Raw genomic sequence first — 26,099 nt, 5'->3', positions numbered from 1 at the left:
TCGTTGCCTATATCCTTTTCACCATTACGAAAATAATTCCTTTTCTATGCGGTTGTTAAAATTGCTGGTTTCAAGCAAATTCATGCTTTTTTTACTGCTTACCTTTGCTATCGCCATGGCAGTGGCCACATTTCTGGAAAATGACTTTGGCACGGCAGTGGCCTGGGCTGTCATCTACGAATCGTGGTGGTTTGAGATGATCATGGTCTTGCTCGCCATCAACTTCATCGCCAATATCAAAAGGTATCACTTATTTAGCCGTCAAAAATGGCCCATTGGCCTCTTCCATGTGGCTTTTATAGTAATCATCATTGCAGCGGGCATTACCCGGTATTTCAGCCATGCTGGCACGATCCATATCCGGGAAGGGCAATCCCAACATGTCTATTTTACAGCAGAAAAGTACTTACAGGTACAACAAAGCGATCAAAACAAGCTTCAGCATTTCCAAAAACCCATCAAACTCACCAGTCAAACATTCCATCCACAGGAAGTGGCCTTACCCAATAGTGATGGGCTGAAAATCCGGATCAGCGATTTTATTCCGCACGGCCGCCCTGCATTTCAAAAAGGGGAAGTGGATTACCTGGATATTGCACTCACCCTGGGAGACGGCCGAGAAGATGTCATCTTGCCCATTGGCAAAAGTCTCCCCATGAAAGAGCTCCACCTGGCCACGCAAAAACAAGCGGCCCACCCCATCAAAATATATAAAGATGACAGCAGCTGGATGATCAGCAGCAAGGTCCATCTCCAAGTCATGCAGATGAGCAATCAGAACCTAGGCGTGATCCATGCAGGAGAAACCAAGCCCCTTAAACTCCGAAGTCTCTATCAATGGGAAAACGGCGCTTTCCTCATCAAAGCTACTCACGAAGACAGTCAATTGGCCTATGTAGAAGAAAAAGACCCGAAATTGGCCGATCAGCTTCCGGATGTGGTCGCTTTGGAAGTGCTGGACAAGACCGGAAATGTCCTCCAAAAAAACCACGTACAGCTGGTAAAGCTCAACCCAACATGGAACCTCGTCTCCTATAAGGGCAAAAATTATCGGTTTACCTATGGACCAAAAGCACAGCAGCTGCCTTTTTCCCTGTACTTGAAAGATTTTGAGATGCAGCGCTACCCCGGCAGCCAGAGCCCCTCCAGCTATGCCAGTGAGGTGACCGTAGAAGATGGACAGCAATCCTTTGATTTTAGGATTTATATGAACAATGTGCTGGACCATGGTGGTTACCGCTTCTACCAAGCCTCTTACGACACGGATGAACAGGGAACAGTACTCTCCATCAATCAGGACAAACTGGGAAGTACGCTGACCTATATCGGCTACCTCTTGCTTGGCTTGGGGATGTTCTTTACCCTTTTTACACTCAACAGCCGCTTTCAGTACCTTAACAAGCACCTCCAAAAAATCAAAAACGTTGCGACCCTGATGCTGGTCCTACTAAGTAGTGCCAGTATCGCTCAGGAAATGTCCAAAACGGCCGCTTGGGTGGTGCCAGAAATGCAGGCCAATCGCTATGGGCAATTGGTCGTCCAGGACCTGGATGGCAGGATGAAACCTTTGGGAACCCTGGCCAATGAAATCATCCGTAAACTGAATGGCAAATCCTCCATCGCACTGGATGAGGGACAATTAATGCTAAGCCCGGAGCAATTTCTGCTGGCCATGCAGATGTATCCAGAAATGATGGGAAGTCTTCCGATCATCAAAATAGATGCGCAAAAAGGCCTTCATATCTATGAGACGTTGGAATTGCCCCCTTCAGGCAAAGTGAGTTTCTTGGATTTTGTGGATGATGAAGGCCGGTATAAATTGCAGTCTATGGTAGAAAAAGCCAATCTGCTCAAACCTGCCGAGCGGAACGAAGGCGACAATGAACTCCTCAAAGTAGACGAGCGATTTAATATTTTCTTTGGATTGCTCTCAGGTGATTTCCTCAAACTCTTCCCCAACCGACTGGATGAAAACCACACCTGGTTTACAAGGGAAAATTCCACCCAAAACTTCCCGGAAGAGGATATTAAATTTGTCCGACATATTACGGGCATTTATCTACAGGGCCTACAGCAAGGGCTGGAAACTGATAATTGGCAAAAAGCCAATGAGTCACTCGAATACATTGACTTGTATCAGCGCAAAGCTGGCGAAGCTGTCTATCCCACCGACCGGCGGCTACAGGCCGAAAGGTTTTATAATAAACTTAATCTTGGCAATCGGCTTTTTGGAGTATTCTGGTTGCTGGGGATTTTCATGCTGGTAATAGCGATCTGGCAGACATTTACAGAAAACAAGTGGACCAAATGGCTCTGGAGGGCAGGAATGGTATTGAGCGGATTGGGCATGCTTGCCTTCACGTTTCATCTTGGCCTTCGTTGGTACATAGCGCAGCATCCTCCCTGGAGTGATGGGTTTGAAATGCTGGTGTTTGTGGGCTGGGGGGTATTGCTTTTTGGGCTGCTCTTTTCACGCAAGTCCAGGTTTACGGTCCCGCTCGGACTGATATTTTCGGGCACCTTGCTCTTCGTGGCATTTCTGGAATGGCTCAATCCGGAGATCACCAACCTCATGCCCGTGCTGCACTCCTACTGGCTTAAGATCCATGTCGCCATTATTGTGAGCAGCTATGCACCTTTGGCACTGGCTGCCGTCATGGCTTTGCTCAGCATGATTCTACTGATCTTCTCACCCAAAAGACCTCTTGTCAATTGGTGGAAGAGCTTATTGGAACTGGCCATTGTCAATGAAATGGCCATTACCATCGGGCTGTTTTTACTCACCATCGGCACATTTCTGGGCGGTGTCTGGGCCAATGAAAGCTGGGGACGCTACTGGGCTTGGGATCCAAAGGAGACTTGGGCGCTGATTTCCATTCTAGTATATGCCAGTGTGCTTCACTTGAGGTTGATTCCAGGGCTAAAAAACTTTATGGTCTATCAGCTTGCCAGCCTCTGGGCATTTGCTTCCATCATCATGACATCCTTTGGGGTCAACTACTACCTATCCGGCCTGCATTCCTACGCCAAGGGTGATCCTGTGCCCATTCCGTCATGGGTGTACTGGTGCGTAGCCATTTTGCTGGCCATCTCCATCGGAGCCATGTTACGTTACAAAAACTTCCCCGCTTCCATCAAAGCCTATCTTAAAGTCTAACGTGTCAAACGCTCCTGATCCAGCTGAGTTTTCCTTTGGGAAGCATGTTCGAGCAGCGCATCCAGCGCCCTTCGATCAAAATATTGGCCATCATTCATCACGGCAAAGATATCTTGGGTAGCCCCTACATCTTTCAGTGGATTACTGTTCAATAAGACCAAATCCGCCTGTTTGCCCGTTTCTACAGTTCCCATGGTGGAGGATTTACCCATAAATGCAGCGCCATTAATGGTAGCAGTCTGTAGCACCTGTAGCGGACTCAGGCCAGCCTCCTGAAAAAGCTCCAGCTCTTGGTGCAATGACAAGGCAGGGTACACAAACGTATTCAAGGCTGCCGCATCACTTCCTGCCAAAATCGTCATCCCTGCCCGCTGGAGATAGGGAAGCTGTGCTGCTATCTGCTGGTACCGCTCCTTTCGGGCTTGCCACTGCTCGGGGGAGGAATCGGCGATACGGTCGATCCGCCATTGGTAGTTGGAAGTAAAACGATCGGTAAGGTATTTCCTAAAATCATCATCGGCATGGTTATCCACATCATAGTAGGCCAACTGCTTGCCACCGATAAGTGTGGGCGTAATGGCCAAGCCCGAGTCGGCCAGCTTTTGGTAATGCAGCATTGCCGTGTCCTGGTCAAAATGCCCTGCATAATAGGTATTGGCTTCGGATGGGGACATTCTGCCATTGGCGACTTCATGTGCAATGCGGTATTCGTCAGTGCCCAGTCGCAGCAAATAACTCGCATGCTCAATGCTGGAGAGCCCCGCAGCTGCCAAGTCTTCCATACTCAAATCCAACGGCACATGCGCTGAAACCAAAAAACCCCTTTCATGGGCCTGTTTTACACTTTGCAGGAAGAGTTCACCCGAAAGGGCATTTTCTGTCACTTTTACCATATCCACTTCGTAATCCTCCAGCTTATCCAGCATTTGCTGTAGCTCTTCTTCATTGGCAATCTCCAGATCACCTTTCCAGAAGGAGTCGATACCCTCCAACTTCCTCCCGGCCGTAAAAATCTGAGGTCCCAGGAATTTGTCAGCAGCTATTTCCTCACGCCACTGCAACACCTGCTCACCAAGGTCACTGGCCATATCCCTGACGGTGGTGATGCCATAAGCTACAAAAACCGGGAAAAGAGCAAGGTTATCTTCCACCAGATCCTCGCCCTCGAAATGTACGTGCATATCCCATAGACCAGGAATAATGTACTTTCCCTTCGCGTCAATTTGTCTTTCAGCAGGCACCATCTCACTGAGATCACCATAAGTTGAGATCGTGACTATCCTGGCACTGTCCACCAAAATGGCCTGGTTTTCCAGCACGTTGCCATCTTTTACATTGACGATTTTCCCATTGTGCAGGAGCTGCGCCTGATCAGATATATTGATCTTGGATTTTTGCACGTCTTGGCAGGAGAAAAAGGCAATCAGACAACTGATGATGGAAAGTACGCGTTTCATGGGATGGTTTTTACTGAAAACAATGTGCCTTGTAATCATGGCTCCCCAAACATACTGATCAGAACGCTAAAATAAGTATAATCCACCCTTTTTAACTTCCAGAAAACCTTATACGCGTACCAAGCCTCTAAATCCACGTGCTCCATAATAAGAATCAGCTCCATTATGGTAGAGAAAAACAGTATCGTAGCGGCGGTCACAAAACAGTGCTCCGCCTAGCTCACGTATGGAGGTGGGCGTCTGTATCCAGCTGGATGTTTTAAGGTCAAATGCACCCAGCTCCTGCAGTGAGCGATATTGGGCTTCATCCAGTAATTCGATGCCCATGTCAGCAGCCACTTCCAGCACACTGTTTGATGGCGGATACTTCTTTCGTGCCATTAAAGCCTCATGATCATAGCAAAGACTCCTTCTCCCTTTTGGGCTTTCTACTGAGCAATCGCAAAAAACATATTGATCCGTTTCCGTATCATGGCCAATCACATCAGGCTCCCCACCTGTTTCCTCCATCTGGGAAATGGCCCAAATCTTTAGGGGCTTCGCTTCCAATTTGGCCTCTATTGGCCCCCACTTCAACCCTTTGTGTCGTGATGGATTTTGCTCAAAACGGTCCTTTAGGATTTCCAAAAACGCCTTTGCTTCTTCTGTTTCTAACTTTCTGTTAGTGCTCATATTTTATAATTTGTGGAGTATTCCATCTTAGTCATTTAACCCCAAGCCTTCAAAGATCCTTGGTATGGCTTTCTCAATTCGGGATACTTTGGTCTTAGGCTGCTTGGGCTGGGAAAAATGGAGTAAGTAACCTCGCTGCCTCCCCGGCGTAAGCTTCTCAAAGGCCGTCTTTAACTCCGGGCTCCCATCCAAATATTCCTTAAACTCATCGGACATGTCAAACTCTTTGGTTTTCTTGAGCTTCACCTCCAAACCTGCCTTTTCTACCTCGATGGCTTCGTAGATATATGCTTTCAATACTGATCGACGGTCCAGGATTTCCACAACATTGGTAAACCGGACCTGTCTGGCCGCCTGTACATTCTCTGTCTGCTGGATCAGCAGACCTTCGGTATCCTTAAGCAAGGCTCCCTTATGAAACAGCAGGGCACAGTAATCTTTAAATCCATGGATCAATACCACATTAGCGGGCTTGCCTGTTCTTCCTGATGGATAAGTATAGCAGGGCACTCCCCATTTGAGTTCCTCGGTCAGCCCACATTCCATCATCAGCTTCCGCATTAGGCGATATTCTTCCTGCCATCTACTGTCTTTCTCAAAGAAAGAATCAACTTTTGGGTTCATCAGCCCTTGCTATTTAGTTCATTAATTTCTGCTTGAGCGAGAATAAGCTTCTTTATTACTTCTGAAGGCACCTCTTGGTCAAACTTAATCTGTATCGTCTTTTTGCCAGTTTTGTAACCCTTTTCTTTAAGGATTTTTCGATCCTCTTCCTGTAGGGAATCCACCCCGAAGCTTACATGGTACTTGGCCACATCAAATCCCACCAATATTCCATGGTATTTGTATATGGGTACATTCCAGCTGATTCCTTCATCCGCCTGGGGAACAGTGTCTGTGATGATCTTCCTGAGCTCCTCCATGATCGGCTTTGCCTCATCGAGCGCATTCGCGATATAAGCCGCTACATTTTTTACCTTTTCCATGCCTATATTTTATTTCATCGGTTCACCAAAAACTTTTTCGGCCTTTCTTTCCGCTGGCCTAAAATACCAGGAAATAACCGTTAATACGATCAAGAGTAGTGGTCCAAACAGTGTTATAGGTTCGTCACCAACGGCAAGGTGCGAACACACCGCACCCGACATCACAAAGAAAAAGCCCGCATATGCCCATTCTTTCACCAATGGGAATTTAGGGACTAAAACGGCCACTGTGCCCAGTATTTTCCATACTCCCAATAAAGTAAGCAAATACACAGGATAGCCCAAATGGCCCATCATCTGCACCTCCTCTTCCATCTGTATCAACTGGACAATGCCTGTCGACACCATCCCCAATGCCAACCAAACGGTGGCAATCCAATAGATAATCTTATTACGCTTTTTCATGCTTATTTTATCCTTATATTTTTTTGTCAGGGACTCAATATTTCTTAGTACCGGGGCAGAGAACCACAACCACGTCTTAGCGTTGTCCCGCCGTCTCTGACGCAGGAGCACGAAGACTGAGTCTCCCGACTCCATGCGAGTGTACTTCCCTGATTATAGTTGACCGGATTAATTATTAGATTTCATTGTCAAACATCGTAATAATTGGTCTTTCCCCGGATGGAATTTTAAACCAATTCCTTTCAAACTCCTCCGGATTTTTGCTCCTTTTTGCTATAACGAGAGCTGTGACCAAGCTTGACGAATTGCCTGCTCCAGGCCTGGAGGAACAGCTTGTCCCGGAGGCTATCGGGAACGAGGCAGTCTCGTCTAAAGAGAAGGAGATTGCTTCACTCCGTTGCTATGCGTTCGCAATAGCCTGCCTCGATACTTTCGGGGACGTTATGCTCAGGTCTCATATCTCATTACTTGATACTTTTTTGAATTTCTTCCAATCGATCGTGCGCCATATTGATACCTTGGACAAAGGGGAGCTGGAGGATTTGATCCCTGATGGCCACCGAGCGATAGATGACATGCATGCTGAGTTTGCTGGTATCCTCATTAAGTGATTCAAACTCCAAAAACTCCAGCTGAGCGCCAAAATCCGCATTCTCCATCTCAAAGGTTCGCGTGATCTTTTTATTCATAACAACATCATGGACCGTTCCATGAAAGCCGTGCTTGTTACCTTTTGGATCTGTCGTCTCAAAATGGTAGCTGCCGTGCGTTTTGTTTTCGAGCTTTAGCACTTTGGTGCCCATCCATTGTTCCACGATTTCCGGTTCCATGTATGCCTTGAAAAGCAAGTCCAGTGGAAGGTCAAATTCCCGTGTAATAAGAATTTCCTGCTTGCCATCTTCTGCATGTACTTTTGTCTTGAGTTCCATGGTAAGTTTAGTCGTTAAGTTTTATGATTAGTCCTGCTTTATCAGATTAAGAAAGTACCTTAAAGAGATCCCTCGTTCCTCGGGATGACAGGGTGTTTTGTCATTCCGACGAATAGCCTGTCCCGATACATCAGGAAGTAATCTCCTAAAATAATCACAACATGACAAAGTAGGATTAGGTACAATTGTCCAACTGGCTAAATCAGTCACCATCTTTTTTTGACTTATAGTTTTTCATCACCGCCTCCAGCTTATTGAACTTCTCATCCCAAAACTGCCGAAAGGGCTCGATGAAATCGGCAATGGTCTTCAGCTTTTCAGGGTTCAGCTGGTAGTAAATTTCCCTTCCGGACTGTTCCTGCTCGAGCAACTCGCACTCGGTAAGAATCTGGATATGTTTAGAAATTGTCTGTCTGGAGGAGTCAAAATTTCCCGCAATGGCACTGGGGGTCATGGACTGAATGGCCACCAAAGTAATGATTGCCCTCCGCGTGGGATCGGCAATGGCCTGAAATACATCTCTTCGTAGTTCCATAAACGCAGCTATTTGACTGCTAATATAAGCGCAATCATTTAACTGCGCAAATTTTAGAGGCTATTTTTACTTAAAAATCAAGGTGTTATAGTTAAAACCAGCTTCCATAACCGCTATACCTTAGGATAAAACAGGAATATCATTCTGTATACAGCTCAGGTTCAATAGCGTCATACGCCTGGGCGTTGATATTTATATTCCACTTTACACATTAACCAATTTCCAGAAAAATAGTGTTCGTCGTAAGCTTCTTGATTTCCGACACGCTCTTCTTCTTCGAGCATTTCCCAAGTTCCTTGGTAACAATTATCTTTCAAGTTATATTCTCCATGATAATGTATATCCGGATGCTCTTTGGAATCATCCCCAAAACAGACTCCATTATCTTCAAATACCAATCGTTGGTATTTTTTTATGAAACTTATATTATTTCCTTCCACAAATCCGCTGATAACTGACGGTTCATCCGAAAGTGCAAGGTCATAGGCTTTTCCACCTAACTGCCCATTGTCATCATATAGCTCCATCCGAAAAGTGAAATAATGAATTTCAGGTGCTGCTTCTGTACCTTCATTAATGGAATACTCACCTTCCCACGTCCCCGTTAGATTTATCATATAGAAATGACATCATTAATTCATGACCACTACCACACCCTTTGCTTCAGTCCCTCCATCACTGGTTTTTGTAAATTGATCAGGTAGCCATTGACTACGGCATGTGTCAGTTGGCCATTGCTTTCCAAGAAAAAATTGGCCGAGCTGCCTGTCGTGGTACCGCCGGGAATGCTGTCCTGATCAGTAAAGACGAGGATCGGCAACTCATGCAGAGCCTCTTCTGGTGCATGCTTTACCTTAACGGCCAAGTTTCCTTCTCTCAGCAGCTCAAGGGCCATATCAGGGGTAATACTGCTAAGTGAATCCAAGGTCTCCTCGGCCACTTTCCCTTTTTTCAGCATCATCCCGCTGGCATCAAATTCCTTATATGCATAGTACACCGATAGATCTCCCACATCATCCAAGCTGCCCCTTACATAAAAATCTCCTTTGCCTATCTCCACATTACGCCGCTTGATCCCTAAATCCAGCTGATATTGGCCATTAGAGTCATCGATCGTTACATTTTTCAGGAGCAGGTCCATCAGCATGTTATCATTGTCCGGAATGCGAAAGTAATCCTCCACGGCATAGCGTTCATAATTTCCTGTAGCGATTTCATAGAGGGCGTTCAGGATAATCATAAAATTCAACTGGCGAATGTACTGTTTGTCAGGGTCTCCCGGATAACCGCCTGACTCGATCAGGATGGTACTGGTTCCCCATTTTTGGAAATTATCACCAAACGCCCTCGGCTCAAAGGCATCATTGTACTTGCCTACTTGGCCAGGGGTCACCTCTTGCAGGACACGGTTCATGCCCACAATCACCTGCATGGCTTTTGCCCGCACGTCATTTACTTCCGTTTTATAATTGAATGCCGGTGCCAGCACGGAGATCGTGGCGGGTTTGGGAGTTTGTTCCACATTATAATAAATCTGCTGGTCATGGAGGTTAAAGCCAATATCAGCCTGAAATTCCTCTCTAGCGGTTTTTAGGATGTTGGCCTCTGGAGATACTTCCTTGATGGCATCTCGGTTCAGGTCAATGCCATAGGCATTTCGGCGGGTAAACCTTTCTGCGCCATCGGGATTGACCATTGGGATAAAATGCAGCGTCAATTGATCATGAATGGCCTTTCGTATTTGGCCAAAATCATCCCCACTGCCTTCCAGAAAGTTAAACAGGTCAAAAAGCGCCATTGTGGCCGTGCTTTCATCCCCGTGCATCTGCGACCAAAGCAGCACCTTTGTTTCCCCCTTTCCATATGCCAACTGCCTGATAGGACGCCCTTCCACGGACTTTCCAAGAGCAGTCACTTCAAAGCCCTCCGTATGATCCTCTATCAGCGGCTGCAAATCTGCATGCGTAAACCGACGATGGGTGATAGCCGACTCCTTGTATTGCTCATAAGCCGCTTCTAGCACCGCCGGTTGGAGATTTTTTGTACGCTCTTGGGGTTGTGTACATGAAAACAAACAAAAGGACAGCCCTATGCTTGCCACTGCGATAGTGCTCCATCGTTTCTTGTATAATTGCTCCATATCTTTCGCCTATTAAAATTATCCTTGCCCAAAATTGGCTTTCAATTCACGAGCATTGCTCACTGATTTCAGGGATTTTTCTTTTCCTAAGTACGGAAACCTCTGTTAGAAATCACCATTCACTTTTTAATGTCAATCAAAATAATAAACTTCAGGGATATTTTGGTTCGAATGCAGAAATAACAACTTGGGCATACCTAAATTTACCATTTGCAGCGGACCGGCATACAGTTTCTCCGAACCGATTTCTGTCGGGAGAACCTGTAAATCCATTGACCAAGGCATATTTTAATTGGTGAATCCAGTAGATTTCATAAAATATGACAAAAGACAATAACCATTTTACCGCAGAATGTTCTTAGCACCTTAGCAAACCGACATAAAACCCCACAGCCCAATGAAACTAGAGATATTGATCAAACAATTGCCACTGAAACACACCTTCACCATCGCCCACCAAAGTCGTGATGTGCAGGAAACACTCATCGTCCGCCTTACGGATGGTGAGTTTTATGGCCTTGGGGAGTCCACCACCAATCCCTTCTATGGGATGACGGTCGAAAACATGACCGAGTCCCTGGAAAATGCCCGTCCGATCGTCGAAGCAGGTAATTGGGAAACGCCTGAGAAGCTTTGGGAACAATGTAAAGGGATTTTTGCCCACAATCCATTTGCCCAGTGTGCACTGGATTTGGCCGCTTGGGACCTGTTCACCAAAAAGATGGACGTAAAGCTCTACGAGTACCTCAAGCTGGATCCATTAAACATCCCGACGACCAACTTCACCATAGGTATAGCCGAAACGAGCAAAATGGTGGAAAAGATGAGGGAGCTGGACTGGCCACTTTATAAAATCAAGCTGGGCACAGACCATGACCTGGAGATCGTACGCGAGCTGCGCAAACACACCAAAGCCATCTTCCGCATCGATGCAAATTGTGCATGGAACGCAGAGCAGGCCATTGAATATTCCCATGAACTGAAGAAACTCCAAGTGGAATTTATGGAGCAGCCACTGGCCAAAGACGACCTGGAAGGCATGAAGGAAGTGTATAAACATAGCAAATTGCCCGTCATTGCGGACGAAAGCTGCATCGTGGAATCAGATGTCAAAAAATGCCATGGTCTCTTCCATGGCATCAATGTCAAGTTGGTCAAAGCGGGTGGCATTACACCTGGATTGCGCATGCTCTATGAAGCCAAGGAACTGGGCATGCAGACCATGGTGGGCTGTATGACGGAATCTTCTGTGGGCGTAACGGCGATTGCCCATATTGCACCGCTACTGGATTATGTGGATATGGACGGAGCTATGCTGCTCGCCAAGGACATTGCCAAAGGCGTCCATATCGAACCCGGAAAAGTCACTTTCCCAGATGGACCAGGCATCGGCGCAGAGTTAATTTGATTTCTTTTCTGTTGTTGGATGATTGGAGGACTATATTGTCAGCTGAAGGATTTCGAATTTCTATCGTGTTTTACCTTATCGCTTTTAGCAAAAAATGTTTAGAACAATAAAAAAACGGCCGGTTCAACAGTAAAAACAGAAATTTTCTGTGTCTTATCGCCTTCCGCAAACACCAAAAACACCCTGAAAAGATCTACATGCAGCACCACCCTATAAACCATAAAATCGGTAGACTTATTCCCTGGAAAGGAAAGGACTACCTCTATTTCAGCGGCACTGCTTATTTAGGGATGGGCAGTGTGCCGAAATTCGAGCAGCTGATTCTTCAAGGCATCCAACAGTACGGCTCCAATCACGGAGCCAGTAGATTTAGCAATGTCCAGCTGGAAGTATTTGACGCCTTGGAAGAGAAATTTGCCCATGAAGCAGGAGCTCCATTTGGAGCTTTGCTCAGCAGTGGATTTATGGCCGGATATCTCGCCCAGACGCTTTTGTATGCACATGCGGATGATGTGTGGCCAGCTCCGGATGCCCATCCAGCCATCCTTCCCGCCCAATTCCAGCCTGATCCAATCCTGTCTTTCCGCAATTTTGCTGAGGACTGTATCCAAAAGAGCCATCAAGTAACAGGCCACACCATCGCTATCCTCTCCAATGCGGTGGATACCATTTTACCGGCCGTGCATGATTTTAGCTGGGTAAGACAGCTCTCGGAACAAAATAATTATTACCTGCTGATAGACGACAGTCATGCTTTGGGATTGCTTGGAAAAGGAATATACGGCACCTATCATCAGTGGAAGAGCCTCCCTGTCCGTTTGATTGTAGCAGGCTCGCTTGGCAAAGCCTTGGCCATTCCTGCGGGAATTATTTTGGGGGATGCCTACTTTATAGAAAAGGTGAAAAGCAGCGCTATCTTCAGAGGGGCCTCTCCAGCAGCACCAGGTTACTGTCAGGCCTTCTTGCAGGCTGACAAACTCTACGAACAGCAGCAATCGCTACTTCGAGCAAACATGGCGTATTTTTTTCACCTGATCAAAGACTCCTCGGATAAGCTAAGGTTCAATCCTCGTTTCCCTGTGGTCACCTTCAAAAATAACGGTTGGTCTCCCAAATTGCTGGAAGCAGGAATTATGATTTCCTCTTTTTCCTATCCAAGGTCGGAAGATGCGCCTGTGGACCGGATTATTTTATCCGCCTACCACACCAAAGAAGACCTCGTACAATTGGCCGCAGCGATTACCTCAGGCTAACCTAAAAAGTCTCAAAGAACGCCAGGATTATTTTTGTGCACTAATTTCAGATCAAGCAATATTTCTCTTTAATTCAGCAATAGGAATGCGTGCTCCATCATAAAAAAATCAGCGCAAATCTTATTAATCTGCGCCATCTGCGTGCTATCGAAACCAATCCTAATCCCCCCAACTTTTTCGCTTGCCCCCTAATTTCTGAGGATAATGACAGTTGGTAAAGAAGTATAAACCTGATTTCGAAAATGAAATAGATATCAAGCCGTCATTGGTAATGGAGTGAAGCAATCTCGTTTTCTTAATACGGGATTGCCACGTCGCAGGCTCCTCGTAAGGTCGAAAATAAACCGTCATTGCGAACACAGCGGTAGCGGAGTGAAGCAATCTATTCTTTTGAATCCGAGATTTCCACGCCGCATTCTCCCTGCTTATGGCACCAGACAAGCCTGCCTTTGGCACCAGACAGGCCTGTCTACAGCCAAAGGCAGGCGCGAAATGAAGGTTTTAAAATACTAGCGTCCGAGAAAACAATCGTTAAATTGAAAAAATCAACTGTTCTCACCCCTAAATCCCCCTAAAGGGGATGGGGGTCATTTTAGGGATTGGGATAAAAACCCTCAAATTTCTATTTAAAGACAGTTTTTGATCTTATTTTAAATTTAGTCGGACGTCAGTAGATTTAAAATATAATTCGGAATTACAAATTACAGCAGTAACCTGTCCAATCTATTTCAATAGACACAATACCGATCAATTTTCCTTCCTCTTAAAGGGGCGCCTTGCAGCTGGCGATAAAGGTCTTCAGCTCTTCTGCAGTAATTTTTCCAGCATAATAAGCTTTCCCAAAAACCACACCTCTCAAACCCAAATCCTTTAACCGCTTAAAATCCTCCACATTTCGGACACCACCACTGGCGACGACATGGAGATTTGGAAATCGCTCCACAATTTCTCCATATAGCTCAAAGTTTGGCCCTTCCATGACACCTTCTCTGGTAATATCAGAACATTTCAGATATTTTAATCCTCTATCGTAAAAATAGGAAATCTGATCAAAAAGATGGATATCGGTCTTTTTTTGCCAACCTCTGATCTTGATCAGATGGTCTCTGGGATCAGTATCTGCCGCCATGTTGATTTTTTCCCTTCCGTATGAAATCAACCATTGGGCAAACTTTTCGGGTGAATTGGCCGCTACAGTAGCAGCAGTAATGGTTTTGGCTCCATGTTCAAAAACCTTGATAATATCTCCATCTGTACCTACACCTCCCGTGAAATCGACACTTAGCGAAGTATAAGCAGAAATAGTATGTAAAATATGATAGTTTTTTGGACTTCCCCTCCTAGCACCGTCCAGATCCACCAAATGAACCCGCTCAATACCGCAGTTCTCAAACTCCTGGGCAATTTCCAAGGGGTTATCAGATATCACCTGCTCGGTGCTAAAGTCACCTTTTTCGAGACGGACACACTTTCCGTTCATGATCCATATAGATGGAATTATTTCAAACATTTTGCGTCAAGGTTATAGGATTAAATAGCATGACTTAGCCTTATACTGCTCCAAGTAAGATAAAAAGCTACTGTTTCTAGTCAAGCCTTTCCTAATATAATATTAAACCACCTGATTTAATAATTAATCCCTATAATTATTTTTAAGCAAGTGATTCTGGTAGAATTAGTAAGATACCAGCCAGACAGTACCCTTTAATACTCCAGTTTGGCAATTTTACCTTCAGCACCAGAAGCCCAAATGGTCTCCCCATTCTTGGCCAATTTTATGGCATGGAGGCCATAATCGGAAAATTTCGTCCAATTCTCCCCGCCATCGGAGGAATAATCACTACCATTAGGGCCCACTGCTATCAGCCAACTCCTTTCTGGAAAATAAGCCACTCCTGATCGATAGCCAGCGGGAGGTTTGCCTTCCGTGGACTTCCACGTTTTGCCATGATCGAGTGAAAAAGCACTGTTCCCGGAAGCACGATCGGGATCAAGATAATCCCCGCCGACAGCGACAATATGCCTTTTGTTCATAAAAGTGAGGGAGAAGATGCCTTGAGAAGGCTTCCCCTGAATAAATGGTGCCGGAATGGTATCCCAATCGATACCGCCATTTTCCGAATAATAAATATTGCTCTTAATACCACCACTGGCGATCCAGATTTCATGGCCTTTGGCCAAAATCCCCGAACCACTTGCCGCAAAGCCGGCTTCTCCATCAGGGACTTCAGGTGTCCGGCTAAGCGGCTCCCAAGAATCCCCGCCATTTAGGGTGAGCAGCACCATCCATTTTCCATCTACAGGATCACCATATGCATACCCTCTTCTTTCATCCACAAAGGCCAATCCGTCCAAAAAGGCTTCTTCAGGCCCTTGGTATTTCTTCTCCCATGACTTCCCGCCATCGGTAGTTTTATAAATAACCGCCGGCTGCCCTGCGGAAACAGCAACCGCCGTTTTGGCATTAAAGGCTTCAATATCCCTAAAATCCACAGTGTCCAGTCCAGCGATCACACCCTTTTCCCAATGCTCGCCACCATCCATGGTTAGCATCCAGCACCCATTACTGCCCGTCGCCCACACAATGTCCGCTGTCAAGGGGGAAAGACCCCTTAGGGACGCTTCGGTGGGAGTGGTGATCTCCTTCCAGCCCATGGGAGAAGGACGCTCTGTAGCCTGCGGAGTATTACATGAAAAAAAGAGACCTAAAAATGCCCATACAAGGACTTGATGATAAATTTGATGTTTCATTTCTTCTCGATAAAAATCTTAACAACCTATATGATTATAAATTGATTTCGCATAAATCTTCAATCTGCATTTCTTGACATGATGGTTTGCAGCCAATTAGCCCAAACATACATCTTCCGGACTTAAGTTTTTCAACCCAAAAACCATCGGAAAAGTTTCTTTCACATCGATTGACAATTATTATCTAACATTCCATTAAGAAAACGACTCTCTTAGGTATTTTGCGGTATAATTGTCCTCTACCTCCCCCAGTGCTTCCGGTGTACCTTCAAAGGTCACGTTTCCTCCGCGTTCACCACCTTCCGGTCCTAGATCAATCACCCAGTCGGCAGATTTGATGACTTCAGTGTTGTGCTCAATAATGATCACCGAATGCCCTTCCTCTATCAAGGCATTGATGGAATACAACAGTTTCTTAATGTCATGAAAGTGTAGACCAGTGGTGGGTTCGTCAAAGATAAACAGTACATGGTCTTTGGCTTTGTTGCCTCCTTTGCCCAGAAAGGAAGCCAGCTTTACCCGCTGGGCTTCGCCTCCACTGAGAGTGTTTGATGACTGCCCAAGACCAATATAGCCCAGACCAACCTCCTGCAGCGGCTGCAAACGGGAGATGATGGCATTTTTCTCCTGGAAGAATGTCATGGCTTCATCAATGGTCATCCCAAGCACATCGGCTATGTTTTTGTCTTTATAAGTGATGTCAAGGATCTCGTTTTTGAAGCGCTTTCCCTTACAGGATTCACAGGTAAGAAAAATATCGGCCATAAACTGCATCTCTATTTTCTGCGTGCCTTCCCCTTGGCAAGCTTCGCAGCGACCGCCGTCCACATTAAAGCTAAAGAAGGCTGGTTTATAGCCCCGCTGTTTGGCCACTGGCTGATCAGCAAATAAGCTTCTAATAGCATCATAGGCTTTCACATACGTTACGGGATTGGACCGGGAAGACTTTCCGATTGGGTTTTGGTCCACAAATTCCACTTGGCTAATGGATTTATAGTCTCCGCCCAACTTATCAAATTTTCCCGTCTCATCGATTACCGTGCCCAGCATTTTGCCCAATGCTGGGTACAATACTTTCTTGATCAAAGTAGACTTGCCAGAGCCACTGACCCCAGTGATCACTGTAAGGGCATGTAGCGGAACCTGAACATTGATGTTTTTAAGGTTGTTTTCACGAGCTCCATTGATCAGGATTTTATCCTTCCACTTTCTGTTTCCCTGCTTGATATCTATTTTTTCTACTCCCTTCAGGTATTTTGCGGTGTAGGTTTCTCCATGGGCAATAAGGTTTTCCAAATCACCTTGAAAAACCAGTTCCCCGCCATTGACGCCAGCATCCGGCCCAATGTCCACAATTTCATCGGCAGCCTTCATGATTTTTTCCTCATGCTCTACCACAATTACCGTATTGCCCATGTCCCGAAGGGATTTGAGCACCGATATCAGCCGATCGGTATCCCTGGGATGCAGGCCAATGCTCGGCTCATCCAGTATATACATTGATCCTACCAAAGCACTTCCCAGTGAAGTGGCCAGCTTGATCCGCTGATATTCCCCGCCCGAGAGGCTGGAGGTAAGGCGATTTAGCGTCAAATAGCCCAGACCAACTTTATCGATATACTCCAGTCGGTTTAAGATTTCCTTGAGAAGTCGATTGGCCGTTTTTTTCTCTCCTTCAGTAAGTTGGATAGTTTGGAAAAATTCCAGTGCCCTGTCGATCGGCATCAGCACAATGTCGGTGATGGAATGGCCGTCGACTTTGACATAGGCAGCATCTTTTCGGAGCCTGGTCCCCTTACAGTCAGGGCATGTAGTTCTCCCACGGAAGCGTGATAGCATCACCCTATACTGGATTTTGTGGGTCTTACTCTGCAAATGCTCAAAAAATGCATCGAGCCCTTTGAAATGACTATTGCCTTTCCAGATCAGTTCTTTGTGCTCCTCATCGAGCTCTTCATAAGGTCTATGAATGGGAAAATCAAAGTGAATGCCGTTTTTGATCAGTGGAGTAGCCCATTTTTTGGTGGTCTCTCCCCGCCAAGGGGCGATGGCACCTTCATAAACGGAAAGGGACTTATCAGGAACCACCAAATCCGGATCGATGCCCAGCACCGAACCAAAACCCTCACAGGTCCTACAGGCGCCGTAGGGATTGTTAAAGCTAAAGAAATTGACTGATGGAAGCTCGAAAGAAATTCCATCCAGCTCAAAACGGTCACTGAATTTTCTCGATTCTTTTCCAGGAACTACCACAAAACAATCGCCGTGTCCCTCAAAGAAAGCCGTCTGCACACTATCTGCTATACGGAAATGATTGTCTTCGTCTTCTTTCCTGACTACAGCCCTATCGATCAGGATTTCTATGTCACCTTCAGGAATACTTTTTTCCTCCAGCAGCTCCTCCACATAATACACCTCTCCATCAATAATAATCCGTGTAAATCCTTTTTGTAATAGAATTTCCAGTTCTTTTTCCATGCTTCGGGAGGCATTGGTCTGTAAAGGACAGCTGATCATTACTTTTTTGCCCTCTTCGAAGCTATGGATAAAATCCACCACATCCGTAACGGTATGGTGCTTTACTTCTTCCCCACTGATGGGGGATATCGTATGGCCGATTCTGCTAAACAGGAGCTTGAGATAATCATAGATCTCTGTGGTGGTGCCTACTGTAGACCTGGGATTTTTGGTGGTTACCTTTTGCTGAATGGCAATGGCCGGAGAAACGCCCTTGATGTATTCTACATCCGGCTTTTCCATTCTCCCCAAAAATTGACGGGCATAGGAACTCAGGCTCTCCACATACATCCGCTGGCCCTCAGCAAACAAGGTATCAAAGGCCAAACTGGACTTTCCGGAACCTGACAGTCCTGTTACGACCACCAGTTTATTTCTGGGAATGGCCACACTCAGGTTTTTCAGGTTGTTTACCCGGGCGTTTTTGATGATGATATATGATTTAGGGTCTAAATTCTCTATCGATGATGGATTCAAGGCAGTTGTCTCATTCATAGCTTACAAAGATACCAAGTCAACCTGTGAATTGGTAATTTGTTTAAAGCTGAATTCACTAGAAAAGTTCCCTCATGGCTCAATCCTTCATCAAACGGGCCTTCAACTACTCCTTTTTGGATAAATCTTTGTTATAAACAATTGATACATGTAACATTAAATCTAGATTGTTGAAAATTTCCACAGAAACACAGACAGTTCCACAATAAGCGTGACCCGCTTATTACGAAATATATTAAATTTTATTACTTTAAAAAGATTTTTTATTAAACCTCCATGTATACTCTATGGTTCTGATATATTGGTACAAAAATTGACCTATATGAGGATTATTTTTGTCAAAAATATAATCAATTTATAATTTGGTATACAGGAAATAATCGAATTTATATTTTGATCACAGGCTAATGTTACGTATAATTTAAACAAAAAAATCAGTTATTTCATTGCATTGTGTATTTCAAATATATACATTTGACTTTGACAGAATTTGTTTCAACCCCAAATCCCGCAATATGAAGTAGACTTCTACGTTATTTAAACGTCAGAATTTATGAGTAAAAGGTTAAGACCGAAAGACAGCGAATTGATCGCTCAGTACAGAAATGGGAGTGAAGCTGCTTTCGAAGTGTTGGTAGATAAATATAAATCCCGTGTGTTCACGACGATTTATATGATAGTAAAAGATCAGGGTTTAGCAGAGGATTTACTGCAAGACGTGTTTGTGAAAGTAATTCAAACCCTTAACTCTGACCGATATAACGAAGAAGGAAAATTTCAGCCTTGGTTGATGCGGATTGCGCACAACTTAGCGGTGGACTATTTCAGAAAAATGAAGCGTTATCCATTCATCATGATGGAAGACGGTTCGAATCTGTTCAATACACTAAAATTTGCTGATTCCAATGTCGAAGACCAAAAGGTCAAGGACGAAACTCATGCCCTGGTAAGGGACCTCATCGATGAACTGCCTGAAAGCCAAAAGCAGGTGTTGATCATGCGGCATTACATGGATTTGAGTTTTCAGGAAATTGCCGACCAGACGGGTGTAAGCATCAACACGGCACTTGGAAGAATGCGGTATGCGCTTATCAACATGCGGAAAAAGTTGAAACAAATAAATGTTGCCTATGACAAAATATTTTACCCCAAGTGAACAACTGATACAATATGTCTATCAGGAAATGAGCGAAATGGAAAGCATTGCCTTTGAGCAGATTTTGCAAAAAGATGAATGCTTATTGCAAGAATATTTGGATACACTGGATATGCTTGGCCGGCTCAATGAGGTGGTAATGGAACCATCTGAAAAAACCGTAGAGTCTATCCTTAAGAAAGCCAGGTCTTCCGGACTCGAAAAAGTCTAAACGCACACCATAGAAATAAAACAGCCCTTTCCGGCTTAAGCCGGAAAGGGCTGTTTTATTTCGGGACTGAGGATCATAAAATTCTAAATTGGCAGTACTCAACTGATCACCGCCCACCAAACTGGGATCAATCAATATTTCTGGGGCGGGAGAAGATTTATATTCATTTGGTATGTCGCCACGAAGTCGCCAAGACACGAAGTGTTTTGTAGGCGGATTCCAAATTTCATGGAAAACAAACAGCTTTGGGTCTTAGAATCTTTGTGGCAAAAAAACAAAAAAGAAATCCTTTTAAAATAAAGGGATTCATGCCCTCAACTTTTTCGTTTGCCTCCTTTTTAGCACATTTTGAGGACCAAGTAATATTTCTGGAAGATGAGAGATTTCCAAGTGGTTTTGGCAAGCATATTTCTCTTTAATGTAGCAATAGGAATGTGTAGATTATAAAATCAGTATAAATCCGTCATCGCGAGGAGCTTGCGACGTGGCAATCCCGTATTAAGAAAACGAGATTGCTTCACTCCGTTGCTCTGCATTCGCAAGGACGGTATTTTAAATCGCGTTTATTATAAAAATTCAGCGTAAATCTTATTAATCTGCATCATCTGCGTGCTATCGAAACCAACCCTAATCCCCCCAACTTTTCCGCTTGATCCCCAAACTGCCTATTGAATACCAGGGAAATCGCTTTTAGATGAGCGGCTGCGTATTCCACTAGCTACGCCATTCTAACAATGTCTTTGTCCCCTATATCCACCAGCCTGTCCTCCCGAAATCCTTCGGGACAGGCTGGTGGATATAGGGAGGGCAGGCTATTCCGATCACCGATACAGCGGGAAGGAATCTCCTATTTAAAATTAAGCCCCCTCCTCAAGTCGGGATGACAACGAATTAGAAATTGTGATTTATACAACATTTTTTCATTCTCCAATAATCCTTCTACCTTTGCTGCAAGAATAGATCGAATTAGGGGTGCCCAAAAATCACGGGCTGAGATCATACCCATATTACCTGATCCGGGTAGTGCCGGCGAAGGGAAATGCGATTTCCATGATATATGGAACAATCGGGTAAACAACAAGTGGAGCAATCGCCCCTGGATGGCTCTGATGTTTAACCAAGCTTAACCTATTTAAATAATGAAACGTATGTTTTTGACCGCAGCAATGCTGCTGGTCGGAGTTTGTGCTATGGCACAAAACCAAGTTACCGGAAAGGTCGTAGATGCCACTACCGGGGAATCATTGATCGGTGCCAATGTAATTCTGGAAGGTACAGGCCGAGGCAGTACAGTAGATTTCGATGGAGCCTTTGCCATTAAAAATGTTCCCGAAGGCCATTACCAGCTGAAGGTGTCCTTTGTAGGTTATGAGTCACATGTGGAAGCATTGCAAGTCCCGTCTCCTGAACTCAAAATCATCCTGAAACAGAATTCCCTGCTTACAGAGGAATTCATCGTGTCAGCCACTAGGGCCTCAGAAACCACCCCTACCACCTTCACGTCGGTCTCCAAGGAAGACCTTGCCAAAAACAACCTGGGCCAGGACATGCCTATTTTGCTGAATTATACTCCATCTGTGGTCACCAATTCAGATGCAGGTGCAGGGATCGGATATACAGGACTTCGGATCAGAGGATCTGACCAGACAAGGATCAATGTGACGGTAAATGGAATCCCTATGAACGACGCCGAATCCCATGGAGTCTTTTGGGTAAACATGCCGGACTTCGCCAGTTCGGTGGAGAATATCCAAATCCAACGCGGAGTCGGCACCTCCACCAATGGCGCCGCGACATTTGGTGCAAGCATGAATATCCAGACGGATACCAAGAAGGAAGAAGCATATGGTGAGGTAGCCACCTCATTCGGTTCTTTTAATTCACAAAAATATACCGTACAAGCTGGATCAGGGCTACTGAACGATCGCTGGGCCGTAGATGCGCGTCTTTCGCAGATTAAGTCTGACGGGTATGTGGACCGTGCTACATCTGATCTCAAATCCTATTTCCTCTCGGGTGGTTATTACGGTGATGACCACGTCTTTAAAGTCAACGTATTTTCTGGCAAAGAAAAAACCTACCAAGCATGGTATGGCCTACCTGAAGACAAATTGCAAACGGACCGGACATTTAATTATTACAGCTACGACAACGAAACCGATAATTACCAGCAAGACCATTACCAGTTTATCTATACCGGAAAATACGGCCAAAACTGGAAAACCCATGCTGCCTTGCATTACACCTATGGTCGAGGGTATTATGAACAATACCGCGAGGATGATGATTTTGCAAGCTACGGCCTAGCCCCAGTGGTAATCGGTGATGAGACCATCGAGAGCACTGACATTATCCGCAGGAGATGGCTTGACAACGACTTCTTCGGTGGTGTATTCTCCGTGAATTACGTGTCTGACGATGGTCACTGGGACCTGATCCTGGGCGGTGGTGCCAACCGCTATGATGGCGACCATTTTGGTGAGATCATCTGGGCCAGGGTCGCTGGAAACACCGATATCCGTGATCGCTATTACGATAATAATGCGGTGAAAGATGATCGTAACATCTATGCTAAGGCCACCTACGAAGTCGCGAATCGCCTTTACTTGTTTGGTGACTTGCAGTTTAGGCAGATTGACTACCGCTTTGAAGGTGTCAATGACGACCAGCGAGTGGTGGATGGTGCACAGCATTACAATTTCTTCAATCCAAAATTCGGCATTAGCTACGAAAGCGGAAAAGGTGAAACCTGGTATGCCTCCTTTGCAGTGGCCAATCGGGAGCCTGTCAGAAGTGACTTTACTGACAACCCTATTACGGAAGTTCCACGTCCCGAACGGCTGCATAATATAGAAGCAGGCATCAGGGCCCAAAAAGGCAACTTCAGCTATAATGCCAATTTCTACTATATGGGCTATAAGGACCAATTGATCCTGACAGGACAGATCAACGACGTCGGTGCTTACATTCGGGAAAATGTGGACAATTCTTACCGCGCCGGCATCGAACTGGATGGAGCCGTGAAGCTATCTCCAAAATGGACCCTTGGAGGAAACATTGCCTTCAGTCGCAATAAGATCAATGCCTTTACAGAATACGTCGATGATTACTCCACCGAAGTATTCCAGCAGGAAGAATTTACCTATGAAGATACGGACATTGCCTTTTCTCCAAATATCGTGGGTTCGGCCATGGTGGACTTTTATCCAATAAAAAACATGGAGATCAGCTGGATGGCCAAGTACGTGGACGACCAATACCTGGACAATACCCAGAATGATGGCCGTAAACTGGATGCCTTCTTTACCAATGACATCCGATTTGCTTATACCCTTCGTCCAAGGTTCCTGAGAGCACTGGAATTTAGTGTAAAAGTCAACAATGTCTTTGATGTCATGTACGAACCCAATGGGTACACCTTTAGCTATTTTGTTCCGGGTGATACAAATAGGGAGCTTGTTACCGAAAATTACTACTACCCCATGGCCGGAACCAATTTTATGGCAGGGGTAAATGTGAAGTTTTAACCTGGATTATACATTAGGAATTGTAGTAGCCTGTCCTCCCGAAATCCTTCGGGACAGGCTGGTGGATGTCGGGAAGGCCTGAAAATGCAAGAAAATCAGTTAGTTTGGAGACAGAAGCATAGCACCGCTATGGTGATGTTGAAAAATAGAGCAAAGCGTGTGATTTTAAAGTAGTTTCAGGTCGTAATAAATAGACTAATGCATAATCCAGGTTTAAGAAGGTTTAATGGCACGCAGATGAACGCTGATTAAAGAGATTATCACTGATAATTTTCTGTGTAATATCTGCTAATGCTGCGTCGTCTGCGTGCTATCACTTTCTTACGTGAACGTGAAGTACTTTTTGCGTAGCCAGAAAGCCACTCGTACCAACAGGATCAAGGCCGGCACCTCTATCAAAGGACCAACGACACCTGCGAATGCCTGGCCTGAATTTAAGCCAAAAACGGCTATGGCCACAGCTATCGCCAACTCAAAGTTATTTCCTGCAGCGGTAAAAGCCACCGCAGCAGTCTTGTCATAGGTGGCGCCCATCGCTTTGGTGACAAAGAAACCGATGATAAACATCACAGTAAAATACACCATCAAAGGAATAGCAATGATCACCACATCAGCCGGGATTTCCATGATCAGTTCACCTTTTAACGAAAACATGACCACGATCGTAAATAGCAAGGCAACTAGTGTCATGGGAGAAATAGCCGGAATAAATGTGTTGGTGTACCAATCTTCTCCCTTGGCCCGGATCAGGAAGTACCTGCTCAATATTCCCATCAAGAACGGAATCCCCAGATAAATGGCCACGCTCTCAGCAATCGTCTGAATGGAAATATCCACCAAGACACCATCAAAGCCAAAATACGGAGGGAGCACTGTAATAAATATCCAAGCATAAAAGCTATAAAAAAAGACTTGGAAAATACTGTTCAGTGCCACCAATCCAGCACCATACTCGCTACTTCCCTCTGCCAGGTCATTCCAGACCAAAACCATGGCAATACAGCGAGCCAAACCAATCAGGATCAGTCCGACCATATATTCTGGATAATCCCTTAGAAAAAATATCGCCAGGAGAAACATGAGCACCGGACCAATCACCCAGTTTAACAACAGCGATACGGATAAAATTTTAGTGTTCTTGAAGACTTTGGGCAGTAATGAATAGTTCACTTTGGCCAGTGGTGGGTACATCATCAGGATCAGCCCAATAGCAATGGGGATATTCGTGCTGCCATGACTGAGCGCTTCCACATTGGCAGGTATCGCGGGGATGTAGTATCCAAGACCGACACCCACAGCCATAGCTACAAATATCCACACAGTGAGGTTTTTGTCCAGAAAACTCAATTTTTTACCTGCTTTCATGATGGGCTGTTAATTTTCGAAAATACATAGTACATTTCCGAAGCGATCTGAAGGCTTCTCTCCAAGTATTTTTCTGACTGTTGCGGTGTGCCGTCAAAGGCTTTGGGATCATCATAGGTAATGGCGATTCGCTGCTCAGCGCCAGCAATAAAAGGACAATCTTCATCGGCTTGGGAGCAAGTCATGATTGCTGCAAAACCTGAACCTGGATTAAACCCATCATCCCACTTCTTGGAAAAACCAATCACTGGATGCGTATTGCCAGCATATTTTATGCTGTAAACTGGATTTGCTTCTTCTTGTAGTATTACTACCTTAAATCCCTGATTGGATAGGGTTTCGGCTACTTTGGGGAATAAGGCAGTAGCCTCCGTACCTCCAGAGTAACTTTTGACCTGATCGATCCCCCAAAAATAAGCCATACACTGCGCCCATACTTGCGCTAAATGACTCCTTCGAGAATTATGGGTGCAGATAAAGTTCAGTAAGATCGGTTCATTTCTATCTACCTTTCCCTGAATATAGTCCACCAATGGCTGAAGCCTTAACTTGCGATCTTCCGCAATATTATCGCTCTCTAATTCATTAATGGTGGATACCAGGTCTTGAAATAATGTTTTTTTCATGATCATAATTTTAGGACATTAGCAACAGTTTCCGCCTGGAGTACATGTATTGGACTGTCCGCCAGAAATTCTGACCTTGGGCTTTTGGGAAGGAATACCGCATTGATCTTTGGCCAAGCAATCGGTTTGCTTGGTGGTCAGAAGGAAATTTGTGCCATCAAAGTCCAGTCCGAACTTCCCAATGGTTTCTCCTTGGTATTCCACCTCTATTTCTGCGTCCGGGAGGCCAAGGGTTTTCTCAGAAAGTTCAATAATATGCACCAGCTTTCCAGGATGTAGCCGGTGGTCGTAGTCATCTGCATTCCAAAGCTGAAAGTTCACCACCTCCTCATCACGGATTGTTCCCCCGCAATCAATAAAATGCTTGGTCACTTTTCCAACTTCTGTTACGTGAAAATGGCCTGGCACCAAGCTCCCGTCCGGAAGCTGAAAACCAATTCTCTCCAAGTTGTTTAATACTGATTTTACTTCTGATAGTTTCATAGCTTAATTTGTTTATTGCGATATAA

At 45.1% G+C, this 26,099-nt stretch carries 21 protein-coding genes and 1 riboswitch; of the genes, 6 read left to right on the top strand and 15 right to left on the bottom strand.

Annotation, left to right across the window (positions count from 1 at the left end; all coding sequences use genetic code 11):
- Positions 1-82 precede the first annotated feature (82 nt).
- Entirely contained in the window at positions 83-3,157 is a 3,075-nt protein-coding gene (gene ccsA, locus FKX85_RS06145; protein WP_317130671.1) for a cytochrome c biogenesis protein CcsA, read from the top strand.
- On the opposite strand, the gene FKX85_RS06140 is transcribed toward ccsA, so the two are convergent.
- The 9 genes from FKX85_RS06140 to FKX85_RS06100 form a co-directional block, all read right to left on the bottom strand.
- Complete coding sequence (locus FKX85_RS06140) at positions 3,154-4,614, bottom strand: amidohydrolase family protein (protein WP_168196221.1); 1,461 nt, start codon at positions 4,612-4,614, stop codon at positions 3,154-3,156. The two genes, ccsA and FKX85_RS06140, sit on opposite strands and share 4 nt — an antisense overlap.
- A gap of 108 nt (positions 4,615-4,722) precedes the next feature.
- Positions 4,723-5,286: a DUF4256 domain-containing protein gene (locus FKX85_RS06135; RefSeq protein WP_141613888.1), complete on the bottom strand. Its 564-nt coding sequence runs from the start codon at positions 5,284-5,286 to the stop codon at positions 4,723-4,725.
- A gap of 27 nt (positions 5,287-5,313) precedes the next feature.
- Positions 5,314-5,910, bottom strand: coding sequence for a YdeI/OmpD-associated family protein (locus tag FKX85_RS06130; protein WP_141613887.1), 597 nt, complete (start codon positions 5,908-5,910; stop codon positions 5,314-5,316).
- Positions 5,910-6,272, bottom strand: coding sequence for an iron chaperone (locus FKX85_RS06125; RefSeq protein WP_141613886.1), 363 nt, complete (start codon positions 6,270-6,272; stop codon positions 5,910-5,912). Before FKX85_RS06125 ends, FKX85_RS06130 begins: the two co-directional genes overlap by 1 nt.
- Positions 6,273-6,281: 9 nt before the next feature.
- On the bottom strand, positions 6,282-6,677 hold the full coding sequence (locus FKX85_RS06120; RefSeq protein WP_141613885.1) for a DoxX family protein: 396 nt from the start codon (positions 6,675-6,677) through the stop codon (positions 6,282-6,284).
- A gap of 464 nt (positions 6,678-7,141) precedes the next feature.
- The gene (locus FKX85_RS06115) at positions 7,142-7,606 is read right to left on the bottom strand and encodes an SRPBCC domain-containing protein (RefSeq protein ID WP_141613884.1); all 465 of its coding nucleotides are present in this window, start codon (positions 7,604-7,606) and stop codon (positions 7,142-7,144) included.
- A gap of 202 nt (positions 7,607-7,808) precedes the next feature.
- Positions 7,809-8,141, bottom strand: a complete 333-nt coding sequence (locus FKX85_RS06110; protein WP_141613883.1) for an ArsR/SmtB family transcription factor — start codon at positions 8,139-8,141, stop codon at positions 7,809-7,811.
- Between the two features lie 170 nt (positions 8,142-8,311).
- On the bottom strand, positions 8,312-8,758 hold the full coding sequence (locus FKX85_RS06105) for a hypothetical protein (RefSeq protein WP_141613882.1): 447 nt from the start codon (positions 8,756-8,758) through the stop codon (positions 8,312-8,314).
- A gap of 29 nt (positions 8,759-8,787) precedes the next feature.
- The gene (locus FKX85_RS06100) at positions 8,788-10,281 is read right to left on the bottom strand and encodes a M14 family metallopeptidase (protein ID WP_141613881.1); all 1,494 of its coding nucleotides are present in this window, start codon (positions 10,279-10,281) and stop codon (positions 8,788-8,790) included.
- 397 nt (positions 10,282-10,678) lie between these two features.
- On the opposite strand from FKX85_RS06100, the gene FKX85_RS06095 reads away from it, so the two are divergent.
- Together FKX85_RS06095 and FKX85_RS06090 are read left to right on the top strand one after the other, a co-directional pair.
- Positions 10,679-11,689, top strand: a complete 1,011-nt coding sequence (locus FKX85_RS06095; protein ID WP_141613880.1) for a dipeptide epimerase — start codon at positions 10,679-10,681, stop codon at positions 11,687-11,689.
- A 197-nt stretch (positions 11,690-11,886) separates the two neighbouring features.
- Positions 11,887-12,942, top strand: a complete 1,056-nt coding sequence (locus tag FKX85_RS06090; protein WP_141613879.1) for an aminotransferase class I/II-fold pyridoxal phosphate-dependent enzyme — start codon at positions 11,887-11,889, stop codon at positions 12,940-12,942.
- A 763-nt stretch (positions 12,943-13,705) separates the two neighbouring features.
- Here FKX85_RS06090 and FKX85_RS06085 read toward each other — a convergent pair.
- The 3 genes from FKX85_RS06085 to uvrA form a co-directional block, all read right to left on the bottom strand.
- Entirely contained in the window at positions 13,706-14,452 is a 747-nt protein-coding gene (locus FKX85_RS06085; RefSeq protein WP_141613878.1) for a 1-(5-phosphoribosyl)-5-[(5-phosphoribosylamino)methylideneamino]imidazole-4-carboxamide isomerase, read from the bottom strand.
- A 194-nt stretch (positions 14,453-14,646) separates the two neighbouring features.
- The gene (locus FKX85_RS06080) at positions 14,647-15,693 is read right to left on the bottom strand and encodes a WD40/YVTN/BNR-like repeat-containing protein (protein WP_141613877.1); all 1,047 of its coding nucleotides are present in this window, start codon (positions 15,691-15,693) and stop codon (positions 14,647-14,649) included.
- Between the two features lie 195 nt (positions 15,694-15,888).
- Positions 15,889-18,705 (bottom strand): excinuclease ABC subunit UvrA, encoded by a 2,817-nt coding sequence (gene uvrA / locus FKX85_RS06075; RefSeq protein WP_141613876.1) that lies wholly within the window; start codon positions 18,703-18,705, stop codon positions 15,889-15,891.
- 553 nt (positions 18,706-19,258) lie between these two features.
- Here uvrA and FKX85_RS06070 point away from each other — a divergent pair.
- The 3 genes from FKX85_RS06070 to FKX85_RS06060 all read left to right on the top strand — a co-directional run bounded on the left by FKX85_RS06070 (position 19,259) and on the right by FKX85_RS06060 (position 23,599).
- Positions 19,259-19,861 carry an RNA polymerase sigma factor gene (locus FKX85_RS06070; protein ID WP_137401757.1) on the top strand — a complete coding sequence of 201 codons (603 nt, stop codon included), beginning with the start codon at positions 19,259-19,261 and terminating at the stop codon, positions 19,859-19,861.
- The gene (locus tag FKX85_RS06065; protein ID WP_141613875.1) at positions 19,836-20,072 is read left to right on the top strand and encodes a hypothetical protein; all 237 of its coding nucleotides are present in this window, start codon (positions 19,836-19,838) and stop codon (positions 20,070-20,072) included. Before FKX85_RS06070 ends, FKX85_RS06065 begins: the two co-directional genes overlap by 26 nt.
- Before the next feature lie 958 nt (positions 20,073-21,030).
- Positions 21,031-21,127: riboswitch (TPP riboswitch) on the top strand.
- Between the two features lie 84 nt (positions 21,128-21,211).
- The gene (locus tag FKX85_RS06060) at positions 21,212-23,599 is read left to right on the top strand and encodes a TonB-dependent receptor (protein ID WP_141613874.1); all 2,388 of its coding nucleotides are present in this window, start codon (positions 21,212-21,214) and stop codon (positions 23,597-23,599) included.
- Positions 23,600-23,920: 321 nt separating this feature from the next.
- Here FKX85_RS06060 and arsB read toward each other — a convergent pair whose 3' ends face one another.
- From arsB to FKX85_RS06045, 3 genes are read right to left on the bottom strand one after another with little or no spacing between them, the layout of a single operon-like run.
- Positions 23,921-24,964 (bottom strand): ACR3 family arsenite efflux transporter, encoded by a 1,044-nt coding sequence (arsB, locus tag FKX85_RS06055; protein ID WP_141613873.1) that lies wholly within the window; start codon positions 24,962-24,964, stop codon positions 23,921-23,923.
- Positions 24,961-25,590 (bottom strand): low molecular weight phosphatase family protein, encoded by a 630-nt coding sequence (locus tag FKX85_RS06050; RefSeq protein ID WP_141613872.1) that lies wholly within the window; start codon positions 25,588-25,590, stop codon positions 24,961-24,963. The genes arsB and FKX85_RS06050 overlap by 4 nt, the downstream gene beginning before the upstream one ends.
- An 18-nt stretch (positions 25,591-25,608) precedes the next feature.
- Positions 25,609-26,073 (bottom strand): DUF6428 family protein, encoded by a 465-nt coding sequence (locus FKX85_RS06045; protein ID WP_141613871.1) that lies wholly within the window; start codon positions 26,071-26,073, stop codon positions 25,609-25,611.
- Positions 26,074-26,099 lie beyond the last annotated feature (26 nt).

This window comes from Echinicola soli (assembly GCF_006575665.1).
Lineage (GTDB): Bacteria > Bacteroidota > Bacteroidia > Cytophagales > Cyclobacteriaceae > Echinicola > Echinicola soli.
This window is presented reverse-complemented; position numbering and strand designations above follow the sequence as displayed.

What these genes read in the sequence shown, in the direction of transcription:
- FKX85_RS06095 (WP_141613880.1), top strand. Translation starts at nt 10,679, where the DNA reads ATGAAACTAGAGATATTGATCAAACAATTGCCACTGAAACACACCTTC.
- FKX85_RS06080 (WP_141613877.1), bottom strand. Translation starts at nt 15,693, where the DNA reads ATGAAACATCAAATTTATCATCAAGTCCTTGTATGGGCATTTTTAGGT.
- FKX85_RS06085 (WP_141613878.1), bottom strand. Translation starts at nt 14,452, where the DNA reads ATGTTTGAAATAATTCCATCTATATGGATCATGAACGGAAAGTGTGTC.
- FKX85_RS06090 (WP_141613879.1), top strand. Translation starts at nt 11,887, where the DNA reads ATGCAGCACCACCCTATAAACCATAAAATCGGTAGACTTATTCCCTGG.
- FKX85_RS06105 (WP_141613882.1), bottom strand. Translation starts at nt 8,758, where the DNA reads ATGATAAATCTAACGGGGACGTGGGAAGGTGAGTATTCCATTAATGAA.
- FKX85_RS06115 (WP_141613884.1), bottom strand. Translation starts at nt 7,606, where the DNA reads ATGGAACTCAAGACAAAAGTACATGCAGAAGATGGCAAGCAGGAAATT.
- FKX85_RS06140 (WP_168196221.1), bottom strand. Translation starts at nt 4,614, where the DNA reads ATGAAACGCGTACTTTCCATCATCAGTTGTCTGATTGCCTTTTTCTCC.
- arsB (WP_141613873.1), bottom strand. Translation starts at nt 24,964, where the DNA reads ATGAAAGCAGGTAAAAAATTGAGTTTTCTGGACAAAAACCTCACTGTG.
- FKX85_RS06100 (WP_141613881.1), bottom strand. Translation starts at nt 10,281, where the DNA reads ATGGAGCAATTATACAAGAAACGATGGAGCACTATCGCAGTGGCAAGC.
- FKX85_RS06050 (WP_141613872.1), bottom strand. Translation starts at nt 25,590, where the DNA reads ATGAAAAAAACATTATTTCAAGACCTGGTATCCACCATTAATGAATTA.
- FKX85_RS06135 (WP_141613888.1), bottom strand. Translation starts at nt 5,286, where the DNA reads ATGAGCACTAACAGAAAGTTAGAAACAGAAGAAGCAAAGGCGTTTTTG.
- FKX85_RS06125 (WP_141613886.1), bottom strand. Translation starts at nt 6,272, where the DNA reads ATGGAAAAGGTAAAAAATGTAGCGGCTTATATCGCGAATGCGCTCGAT.
- FKX85_RS06070 (WP_137401757.1), top strand. Translation starts at nt 19,259, where the DNA reads ATGAGTAAAAGGTTAAGACCGAAAGACAGCGAATTGATCGCTCAGTAC.
- FKX85_RS06130 (WP_141613887.1), bottom strand. Translation starts at nt 5,910, where the DNA reads ATGAACCCAAAAGTTGATTCTTTCTTTGAGAAAGACAGTAGATGGCAG.
- FKX85_RS06110 (WP_141613883.1), bottom strand. Translation starts at nt 8,141, where the DNA reads ATGGAACTACGAAGAGATGTATTTCAGGCCATTGCCGATCCCACGCGG.
- FKX85_RS06060 (WP_141613874.1), top strand. Translation starts at nt 21,212, where the DNA reads ATGAAACGTATGTTTTTGACCGCAGCAATGCTGCTGGTCGGAGTTTGT.
- FKX85_RS06065 (WP_141613875.1), top strand. Translation starts at nt 19,836, where the DNA reads ATGACAAAATATTTTACCCCAAGTGAACAACTGATACAATATGTCTAT.
- ccsA (WP_317130671.1), top strand. Translation starts at nt 83, where the DNA reads ATGCTTTTTTTACTGCTTACCTTTGCTATCGCCATGGCAGTGGCCACA.
- uvrA (WP_141613876.1), bottom strand. Translation starts at nt 18,705, where the DNA reads ATGAATGAGACAACTGCCTTGAATCCATCATCGATAGAGAATTTAGAC.
- FKX85_RS06045 (WP_141613871.1), bottom strand. Translation starts at nt 26,073, where the DNA reads ATGAAACTATCAGAAGTAAAATCAGTATTAAACAACTTGGAGAGAATT.
- FKX85_RS06120 (WP_141613885.1), bottom strand. Translation starts at nt 6,677, where the DNA reads ATGAAAAAGCGTAATAAGATTATCTATTGGATTGCCACCGTTTGGTTG.